At 71.5% G+C, this 773-nt stretch carries 1 protein-coding gene; it reads right to left on the bottom strand.

The features are described from left to right. The coding region (locus ACTXGO_RS15225) for an ISAs1 family transposase (RefSeq protein WP_443575109.1) at positions 1-773 on the bottom strand (773 nt) is incomplete at both ends.

The following is a 773-nucleotide window of genomic DNA, read 5'->3' as shown; positions in this document are numbered from 1 at the left end:
AGTATGTGTCGTTCCATGCGGCGCGCTTGATTTTGGCGCGGATGGATCCCTTCGCGGTGTCGGCGCGCAGGAGGTTGAGAGCGAGGCGGCGCAGGAGGGCGAGGTTTTCGGCGGTTCGATCGCTGCGGGTGTGGATGCGATCTTCGGCAAGCGCCACGTCGAGCAGCCAATGCTGGTTGTTCTCGATGCTCCAATGGACGCGCACGAGGCGGAGCGCTTCGGCGGGTTCGACGGTGCGCGACAGGGCGATGTAGCGGGTCTGCCGCTCGGTGGTGTCGCCGATCCGGCGCAGGCTGTCGATCCGGGCCATGGCGGTGAGGCCGGGGAAGCGGTAGGTCTCGGCCCAATCGGGCACGGGCTGAACCCAGGCCGTGCGTGTCTCGTGGCGGCCATGAGCGGCGTCCGTCGTGATGGCGGCCTCGGCCGGGTCGGGGGTCGCGAACAGGTCCTGGGCGGCCCGATGCAGCGGTCCGCGATTGCCCTTGATGACCAGGGCATAAGCGCCGCCGCGCGCGCGGATCGCCTGGGCCGTGGCTCGGTTGCCGTGCAGGGCATCGGCCGTGACGGTGGCGGCCGTGAGGTCCAGAAGCGCGATGATGGCCCGGGCTGCCGTGACCTCGCTGCGGCCGGGCGCCCGCTGCACCCCGAGGACGAGACGCTGCTCGGCCGACCAGGCCGTGACCAGATGCAGGGGCTGCGTGCGCCGGGCTCGATCCACGGCCCCGCGCAGCGACTTGCCGTCGAGGGCGATGGTCTGGCCGCCGAGGCCGGCC

The sequence above is a fragment of the Psychrobacter sp. T6-1 genome, assembly GCF_052258445.1.
Note: the sequence above shows the minus strand (reverse complement) of the source record. Positions and strands in the feature narration are given on the sequence as shown.